This is a genomic window from Syntrophales bacterium (assembly GCA_030655775.1).
Classification (GTDB): Bacteria; Desulfobacterota; Syntrophia; order Syntrophales; family JADFWA01; genus JAUSPI01.
This window is the reverse complement of record JAUSPI010000139.1, coordinates 1-7,626: the sequence shown is the minus strand read 5'-3', so window position 1 is coordinate 7,626 and position 7,626 is coordinate 1. Positions and strand designations below refer to the sequence as shown.

Below are 7,626 nucleotides of genomic sequence, written 5' to 3'. Positions count from 1 at the left end.
CTGGAAGAGTATATTATCCGCCTGCGTAACCAGGTTAATTCTTTATCTGAAGGGCAACAGCCATTCCCTGACCCTGCTTCTGATTATACCTTGTCTTTTTATGATCATCCGGCATATCCGGAGTTTGCGGAAGTATTGATCAATGGGGAACCTTTTTCTAAAATTGACGGCTAATATATGCAGTGGGGGCAGTTTTTTTTCTGTCCCCATCTTGGATTGTTAAAGGGGGTATGCTAAAGTCTTTTTAAAACCCTTACTTCCATTGCCGAAAATCCGCACTTCCTATGCCGTTTTTCCTTACTTTAGTTGCCGAAAACTCTGACATTTGCATTGCCGTTTACAGTGTTAGTTCGTAACATTGAATATTCAAAATAAATGATCAATACTTGGTATGTTAGGGAAATATAATCATTTAGAGTATATCACTACAGCGTAACATAAAAAAAAGATAGACGTAACGGATCCTATGTGGTAAATTAGTAATGAGGACTCGGAGTTAGACAACGACACATATCCCAAGGGATATCTCTGTCCTCAAAACAGAAAGGATTCGTTATTTATGAAACTAAACAATGTTATTTTTTCTATTGATGATACCCCTTTTGTTGAAGAAATACTTGAGATAAGATCCGCGCTAAAAATAGAACTTGTCAGTCGCACAGAACTGGAAGTTCTCTGGAACCAGCTTGTAAGGTCGTATCATTATCTAGGTTATAACAGAATAATTGGCCCACGCGTAAAGTATCTTGTGTGGTTTAAGGAACGTCCTATTGCTGCTATTAGTTATACGCAAGCTGCTTATAAGCTGGGCATGCGGGATACCTTCATCGGCTGGAGTGAAGAAGAACGCAAACGGTATTTACCGCATGTTTTGAACAATAATCGCTTTCTGATCTTACCGTGGGTGCACGTTAAAAACCTGGCATCACATATCATTGCTTTGTCGATTAAGCACCTAAAACACGATTGGCCGATCCTTTACGGGACGGAACCCTATCTATTAGAAACCTTTGTAGATCGAGACCTTTACAAGGGAACTTGTTATAGAGCTTCAAACTGGCACTATGTCGGAGAAACCAGCGGGTTTGGAAAAGTTGGAGTCACCTATCTGTATCATGGAAACAAGAAAGGAGTTTTTGTCTATACGCTGAAGAAAAACTTCAAACAATTGATGGGTTGTACAGGAAAGCCACTCCGGGTCCTCAAAAAAAACAAACATTCGGAGAGGATTACTATGCAACTACAAAAAAATACGTGGCATGAAGGACTTTTAGAAGAGGCTAACGTACGGGGTCTTGTCGATATGTTACCAGACATGCTTCAAAATTTCATGGATCGTTTTCATGGGTGTTTTCGACGCTCCGAGCAAACATTCCATGCGAATGTGTATGTCAGGGGATTATTGAGCAAGTTGGAGAGGAAGTCGGTTGAACCCATCGCTTTGGACTATATAGACAATCCAAGAGGTCCTCGTAATTTGCAGAACTTCATGAAAGAGTCTAAATGGGATGATGAAGGAGCTGCGACAATTTATCAAGAGGGTCTTTCTGAGCGCCTTTCAGACGTTGAAGGAATGATTACCGTCGACGAAAGTGGCTTTCCTAAAAAAGGTGAGCATTCGGTGGGTGTGGGACCTCAATATTGTGGTAGTGTCGGAAAAGTAGCCAACAGTCAGGTGGGTGTTTTCGTAGGCTATTCCGGCTCTAAAGGCTATGGTTTGATTTCGACACAACTGTTCATGCCAGAAAAATGGTTTGACGAAGAGCATAAACAGCTCAGGATTGACTGTGCTGTGCCCGAGGACCTCACCTTTCAGACTAAACCACAAATTGCACTGGATTTGATACATAAAATCGAACAATCCGGTCTATTTAAAGCTAAATGGATTGGCATGGACTGTCTTTACGGAAATAGCAAGGAATTTATTGAGGCGATCTCGGATAACTATTGGTATTTTGCTGATATACATAAGGAATCACTGGCATGGCGCGTTCAACCCACCTTTGAAGTGCCTGACTATAAAGGAAGAGGTCCACGCCCTAAGAAAATGGCAGCCACCACTCCAGCAGAACCTGTGTTCAAGATCACTGAGGATGATACTATACCTTGGCGAAGAATGTATCTTGGAGAAGGATCCAAAGGACCGATATATTCAGATATCAAATGTCTTCGAATCTTTAGAGCCTTTGCGAAAGAAACGGGTGAAGTCCCTATAAAATCATGCTGGTTATTTATTCGCCGTTTAGAAAATGGGGAAACTAGGTTTTCGGTCAGTAATGCGCCTGAAGAGACTCCTGACACTGAATTGTGCAAAGCATCGTTGATGCGCTGGCCTATTGAGCAGTGCTTCCATGAAGCCAAAGACGAATTAGGCATGGATCATTATGAATTCAGATCTTGGACTGCATGGCATCGCCATATGCTTTTAGTGTTTATGGCCAGTGCCTTTCTGCTTGAGATAAGATTGCTTGTCACTGATAAAAAAAAGTCCAATTTTAACTCTTCCAATGTCACTATTGCTTGTTGTTGCAGCCCTGTCAGGTGATGATAAAATTATTAAGAGAGCATTACAAAGGGTAGATTATCATCTTCGTCGCAATTATAGTGCTTATAAGTCCCATAGTTTGAAGAAATTAAAGAACCTTACTGGATAAAATTAAGTTACGCTGTAGTGATATATGGAAGGAGATAACCGTAATGAAAAATGGATTATTTTGGGTTTTTGGAATTTTACAGTGTGTATCATTAGGTTGTATTATATTCCTGATTTTTAAGGCCATGGGGACTATAAATGGAGAACCTGTTATCGGATTAGATACAAGTATAACTTTGAGTATTACATTCCCATTATACTTGCTAATTGTTGAGTATCTTATCTATTCAAAATAATAGTATATGCGAATAATTCTTCTATAGTTTTTAGCACTACAGCGTGATATATAAATCAAAACTACCAGCATCAAACGATGACAACAAATTATTTCTTGTGAATAAGCCAGCCTAACTGCTGCTTTGCCATTTAATCTAATTGTTTACACAAAAACCTTGGCCTAACTTGTAAATTTGAGCATATAAAACTAAGCCCTTTTAGAAGCAGTTTCAAAAGAGTACGATTTAGAGCAACCATGTTTTAGGATTCATTTTAACACTGTGCTTTTTGCAACATTGCCAGCCTACTTTTCCGGTGAGACAGGCGAGCTATTTCATTTCTGCGGAGGTGGTAATATACTATTGCGATCGCTTTTTCCACGGTTAATGATTCTTCAGCCAGAGCGGCTATGAACAGGCGCGTGGCTTGTGGAAGGGTTAAGATGTTTTTTTTGACCCAAACTCTAAGCGTACGCTCAGCAAAAAATGCATGATTAAAAATACCAGTGTCATATGACGGTGCCAGCCTGTATAGGAACGCACTTCATAATCGGCCATACCAAGGTAGCTTTTGCCTTCCTGAAACAATTGCTCAATGGACCAGCGCTTTGCGGACATCTGAACCATTTCTTCCATGAACATATCTTGAGGGGCATTGCAAAGGGAATATTTGATCTCCCCGTCCGCATTTTTTCGCAGGAAAAGCCAGCATTCCCTGCCAGGCAGGCTGTCTCTTTGCTCGATCACACGCAGGCGAGCTATCTCAGCGATAATAGGTCCTTTGGCCCCTTCGCCAATATTCACCGTTTGCCAGGAAAGTGATGGATCTTTGGCAATTCCAGATACAGGCACGGGATCTGTGAACGGCTTTTCCTTTTGCGGATAGGACCCCCGGCCTTTGTAAGGTGGCAGACCGATTTCCGGTTTTTCAAGCCAGACCAGGGTATTAGAGCGGATATCCGCAAAGTAATAATACTTTTCACCGACGGCATCTAAGAATTCCGGGTTACTTCCAAAAAAGCTGTCCAGTTCTCTATCTTGCCGAGCCTGCCGCAGTACTGCCGGATAACTCCTGCAGAATCACTGCCTTTTTTGGGGATTTCACTGCTGTCTATGGTAAACATGCCGTCGTCAGCTGAGATCTTTTCCGCAAGCTTTATCTGGTGTTCTAATTGGGTGACGAGGGGACGGGGTTGTTGTCAACATAGTGCGGCTGATATCTAAGGTTAAACCAGAAAAACTTAACCAAATCATCGGCCTGTTTCTTTCACAATAACCGACTATCCCCTAACTGATATCTATCCACCAGTGGGAAAAATGAAAAGTGAAAGATGTTAATTACCGATAAAATGATGGTTTTCCGTAGGTGTTAAGCGGATTAGAGTTTGAGATGAATCGTACAAGCAGGGGGTCACAGGTTCAAATCCTGTTTCGCCTACCATCAACAAACGTTGAAAACAGCGGGGGTTTACGCTTCCGCTGCTTTCTTGTTTAGTCGTGGAATTTATCAAAGGTGCCTGTTAAGCAAGCTGTTCTTTATGAATGCAAAAGACGTTTCTAAAAAAATGTCACTTCTGATCTACATAATTATTGATTAGAAAAGTTGACAACAACCCCGTCCCCCCGTCAACCTGGCTTTTCATTGCCTTTTATTGGTTACAGGAAAAGAAAGAAAGATGTTGAAATAGAACCTTATGAAAGCTTTGTGGAGAAACGGCCCAATCGGGCTCAGACAAAAAGGTGCAGGCGGAGGGCCAGCGAGTGTTCCGGCACGGCAATGAAGAGTAGGGGACAGGGGTGCTTCATTCTAAAGGGTTAATCCTTAATTCACTCTTTTTAAACCTTGCTTCCATGCTTTTAAGCGATTTTTTTTTCTTTGAAGATCTTTTAAAATAGAGGTAGCAAGATGGGCGGCAGGTGGATGAAATGGTTGGCATTGGCTCAAAAGCAGGTACAAGCTAGATAATGAAAAAGCTTGTTATTTTGCTTTTGAGAATGGTTATTAATATTAAAATCATTAAGTAGAGGTGTTGAAAAATGAGGTACGCAGAAACAGGGTATAATTTAGAAATTGATTTATCACGTGGGAACATTGAGAGGGTAGAAACTGATCCCAAATTAACTGAACATCATCTGGGGGGGCTGGGTACTAACGCCAAGATATTATGGGATAGGGTTCCCCCCGAAGTGGAGCCCTTTTCTCCTGAGAATTTACTGATTTTTAGCGCTGGTCTTTTAGGTGGCACACCTGCTCCCGGTGCTAATCGTACCATTGTTTCTACCATTTCTCCTCAGACGCAGTTAATGGCATATTCAATGATGGGGGGATTTTTTGCGCCGGAATTGAAGTATGCCGGTTACGACAAAGTTATCTTTCGCGGCAAGTCCCCAAAGCTAATTTATTTGTGGATACACAATGACAAAGTTGAAATACGCGATGCCTCGCATCTGCAGGGTAAAGGCGCTGTCGAAACTCAGGAACTTATCAGGCAGGAGTTGAACGAGCCGAAAGCTCAGGTGGCTGCCATCGGCCTGGCCGGTGAAAACAGGGTCTATATGGCTTCTATCGAGCAGGGCAGATCCAGTGCCAGCCGACTCGGGGTAGGTGCCGTTATGGGAGATAAAGGCATAAAAGCGATAGCTGTTCGTGGTTCAAAGGACATCAATGTTGCCCGACCGGCTGAATTTATGGAACTAAGCAACGAAGTGTTGGAATATATAAAGGCCCGGGAAGAAAAGCCAATTCCTGGTGTTATGCCTATTTTAGCAGGGCTTGGGTCACCGCAGGAGATGAAAATCCATGATGAAAAGTGGCACACCGAGAATTTCAACTGGGGAAATTCCCGCACCCGGAGAAGAGATTATTGGACCAAGGATGTGGAAGAGAAGTGGAGGAAAACGCAGGATAATGTGCGGACGCGGTTAATAAGCTGCTATAACTGTCCCATGAAATGCGGGGCAACCATTTCCGTCCCGGGTATTGCAACCTACATGATGAAATGCTTCTCAAAACTGACTTATACAATGGCGGCCTATTCAGACCTGGATTTTGGTTTTAAAATCGCTCAGCGTGCTACGGAGTATGGAGTGGATGGATTCTCAACTCCGCAAGTTATGGCTTTCGCCGTCGAGCTTCAGGAAGCTGGCATTTTGACTGAAGAGGACATGGCAGGGTGCCCGTCCGATAACGAGGGAAGATTTTACTGGTTACTTGACAGAATTGTCCGGCGGGAAGGGATAGGAGATGTTTTGGCCAACGGTACTTATTGGGCTGCCCAACAGATCGGCAAGGGTGCAGAAGAATATGCTCACAATAACATTAAGAAACATGAGCAGCTGCCTCTGAAGCTGGGAATGCTGAATCCCGTTTATTTCCTTATGTATTCCACCGGCGAGAAGATAAATATTACCCAAATAGAAGGACAGTTCCCTCAGGCGCCTTTCCCAACGATGGAGGAGAGAGAAGAGTTTGTAAAGGATTGGATACAGGTTCCCGATGAAAAGTTTAAGGATTATCTCCTGAAATGGGACTTTCGCGGAGAATACTCAAATCCATATTATCCAACCGTTGAAGCATCCGTTGATATTGTGGACTGGCAGGAGAAGATGCATTACATTGATGATGCCCTCGGAATGTGCGCCGGTTTGTCGTCATTTCCACTGAAGCCCCCCTATCATATACACAATTACCCGGCTTTTATCTCAGCAGCGCTGGGGGTCGATATGGATGAAGACGGACTATCGCTGGCAACCAAGAGGAACCGAACTTTGATTAGAGCCTTTAATGTTAGAAGAGGCTTGACGAGAGCGGATGAGAAGCCTCCTGAGAACCATTGGAAGAAAAGATTTCCCGAACTTGAAGCCGAACTCTTAGATGCGTATTACAAATTTAAGGGTTGGGATAATCAGGGTGTTCCTACCAGAGAGTCTTTAGAAGAATTGGATATGGCATATGTTGCCGAAGACTTAGAACAGAGAGGGATTATAAAATGAGCAAAGTTATGAAGAAAATCAAGACAATCAAAGTCGATGTTGATAAGTGCAATGGTTGCCGGGCATGTGAGCTTATCTGCTCTGCCTATCACGCTGAGCCAAGATATAGCAGCAATAATCCGGAGAGGTCCCGTATTCGTCTGATTCGTAAACCAATAGAAGACGTTTTTCTTCCTGTCTACGCTGGTGAGTATGCTCCAGCGGAATGTATGGGCAGAGACAAATATGTGATTGAGGGAAAGGAATACGGAGAGTGTGACTTCTGCAGGGCTTCCTGCCCATCCAGGGACGCTTTCAAAGAACCCGATTCCGGTCTTCCTCTTAAATGCGATATGTGTGAAGACGAAGAAGAGCCTTTGTGTGTTATGTGGTGCTTAGCTGAGGCTTTGACTTACGAAGAAAGAGAAGAGGAAGTCGAAGAAGAAGTGATGTTGAGCGAGATGGAGACAGGATTGAAATCATTGGCAGACAAATATGGTCTGCAAAATCTAGTGGATAGCGTTGCCCGAATGTCACAGAAGGAATAAAACATTAATGCGAAAGAAGGGATAAAATCATGGAGACTGAATCCCCCTTCAAAGATATTATAGATGAAATAAAAGAATTAGGCGGAGACGCCGTCAAGTACTGCTATCAATGCGGGAAATGCGATACTGTCTGCCCCTGGAATAAAGTTACAACTTTCAGTATGCGCAAGCTAATCCGCGAGGCTACATTCGGTATACCGGAGGTAGAACTTGAAGAGGTCTGGCGTTGTACTACCTG

7 protein-coding genes are annotated in these 7,626 nt (G+C 43.0%); 5 read left to right on the top strand and 2 right to left on the bottom strand.

Annotated elements, in window-relative coordinates:
• Positions 1 to 559 precede the first annotated feature (559 nt).
• On the top strand, positions 560 to 2,545 hold the full coding sequence (locus tag Q7J27_07370) for an IS701 family transposase (protein MDO9528960.1): 1,986 nt from the start codon (positions 560 to 562) through the stop codon (positions 2,543 to 2,545).
• A 152-nt stretch (positions 2,546 to 2,697) separates the two neighbouring features.
• Positions 2,698 to 2,889, top strand: a complete 192-nt coding sequence (locus tag Q7J27_07365; GenBank protein MDO9528959.1) for a hypothetical protein — start codon at positions 2,698 to 2,700, stop codon at positions 2,887 to 2,889.
• Between the two features lie 417 nt (positions 2,890 to 3,306).
• Here Q7J27_07365 and Q7J27_07360 read toward each other — a convergent pair whose 3' ends face one another.
• Positions 3,307 to 3,720 (bottom strand): transposase, encoded by a 414-nt coding sequence (locus tag Q7J27_07360; protein MDO9528958.1) that lies wholly within the window; start codon positions 3,718 to 3,720, stop codon positions 3,307 to 3,309.
• 140 nt (positions 3,721 to 3,860) lie between these two features.
• Positions 3,861 to 4,010 carry a transposase gene (locus Q7J27_07355; protein ID MDO9528957.1) on the bottom strand — a complete coding sequence of 50 codons (150 nt, stop codon included), beginning with the start codon at positions 4,008 to 4,010 and terminating at the stop codon, positions 3,861 to 3,863.
• Between the two features lie 895 nt (positions 4,011 to 4,905).
• Between Q7J27_07355 and Q7J27_07350 the strand changes: the two genes are divergently transcribed.
• The 3 genes from Q7J27_07350 to Q7J27_07340 all read left to right on the top strand — a co-directional run.
• Entirely contained in the window at positions 4,906 to 6,861 is a 1,956-nt protein-coding gene (locus tag Q7J27_07350) for an aldehyde ferredoxin oxidoreductase N-terminal domain-containing protein (GenBank protein MDO9528956.1), read from the top strand.
• Entirely contained in the window at positions 6,858 to 7,388 is a 531-nt protein-coding gene (locus Q7J27_07345; protein MDO9528955.1) for a (4Fe-4S)-binding protein, read from the top strand. Before Q7J27_07350 ends, Q7J27_07345 begins: the two co-directional genes overlap by 4 nt.
• Before the next feature lie 29 nt (positions 7,389 to 7,417).
• On the top strand, positions 7,418 to 7,626 hold a 209-nt coding region (locus Q7J27_07340), incomplete at its 3' end, for a Fe-S oxidoreductase (GenBank protein MDO9528954.1).

Excerpts from the sequence above, each read along its gene's own strand:
- Q7J27_07345 (MDO9528955.1), top strand. The coding sequence starts at position 6,858 with ATGAGCAAAGTTATGAAGAAAATCAAGACAATCAAAGTCGATGTTGAT.
- Q7J27_07350 (MDO9528956.1), top strand. The coding sequence starts at position 4,906 with ATGAGGTACGCAGAAACAGGGTATAATTTAGAAATTGATTTATCACGT.
- Q7J27_07365 (MDO9528959.1), top strand. The coding sequence starts at position 2,698 with ATGAAAAATGGATTATTTTGGGTTTTTGGAATTTTACAGTGTGTATCA.
- Q7J27_07370 (MDO9528960.1), top strand. The coding sequence starts at position 560 with ATGAAACTAAACAATGTTATTTTTTCTATTGATGATACCCCTTTTGTT.